General features: G+C 73.7%; 1 protein-coding gene. It reads left to right on the forward strand.

The window, feature by feature from the left end; all coding sequences use genetic code 11:
* The first annotated feature begins 239 nt into the window (after positions 1-239).
* Positions 240-1,004 (forward strand): SDR family NAD(P)-dependent oxidoreductase, encoded by a 765-nt coding sequence (locus ACFU6K_RS39630; protein ID WP_380671616.1) that lies wholly within the window; start codon positions 240-242, stop codon positions 1,002-1,004.
* Positions 1,005-1,031 lie beyond the last annotated feature (27 nt).

Consider the following 1,031-nt stretch of genomic DNA (forward strand, 5'->3'; position numbering starts at 1 on the left):
CATCAGGGCGGCCGCTCGGCCGGTCCTGGCGTGTTCGCGGTCCGTTCCCGGGTGGAACCCCGGGCTGGGCGGCTGGCGGTCGGATCGCACCACCGGTGGTCGGCGCACACGCCGGGGCACGGAAGCACGTCGCAACTTGGTTGAACGTTGAACGCAACGTCCGAATACCGCCGGAGGTTTGAAGGGCCCCGGGCCAGGATCGAGTCATGTCCGAGATCGGAACGAGGAGTTCTGGAGATATGACGATGAACGGTGCGGCAGTGCTCGACAGCCTCGACGGCAAGGTGGCCCTGGTGACCGGCGGCAGCCGGGGGATCGGGGCGGCGGTCGCCCTGCGGCTGGCCGAGGACGGCGCCCACGTGGTGCTGACCTACCAGGGCGGCGCCGAGCGGGCCGAAGAGGTCGCCGCGAAGATCACCGCGATGGGGCGGACCGGCTGGGCCGTACGGGCGGACAGCGCCGACCCGGAGGCGGTGCAGGGCGTGGTCGAGGCCGTCGTCGAACGGTTCGGGAGGCTGGACGTCCTGGTGAACAACGCGGGCGTCGGCGTCCTCGGCCCGATCGGCGACCTCACGCTGGAGGACGTCGACCGGGTGCTGGAGGTGAACGTCCGGGCACCCTTCCTGTACGCCCGGGCGGCCTCCGCGCACCTGACCGAGGGCGGGCGGATCGTCAACCTCGGCAGCTGCATCGCCCAGCGCGTCGCCTTCCCCGGCGCCACGCTGTACGGGACCAGCAAGGCCGCGCTGATCGGCCTGACCAAGGCGCTGGCCCGGGAGCTCGGGCCGCGCGGGATCACCGCCAACCTGGTCCACCCCGGGCCGATCGACACCGACATGAACCCGGTCGGCGGCCCCGCGGCGGAGGGCCAGCGCGAGCTCACCGCGCTCGGCCGCTTCGGCACCGGCGCGGAGGTCGCCGCCGCGGTGTCCTACCTGGTCGGCGAGGGCGGCCGGTACGTCACCGGCGCCGAGCTGGCGGTGGACGGCGGCTTCGCCGCCTGACGCGAGTCCGACGGCACGCCCCGGGTG

Origin of the sequence: Kitasatospora sp. NPDC057512, from assembly GCF_042802135.1 — a bacterium.
In the GTDB taxonomy this organism is placed as follows: Bacteria; Actinomycetota; Actinomycetes; order Streptomycetales; family Streptomycetaceae; genus Kitasatospora.

What these genes read in the sequence shown, in the direction of transcription:
- ACFU6K_RS39630 (WP_380671616.1), top strand. Translation starts at nt 240, where the DNA reads ATGACGATGAACGGTGCGGCAGTGCTCGACAGCCTCGACGGCAAGGTG.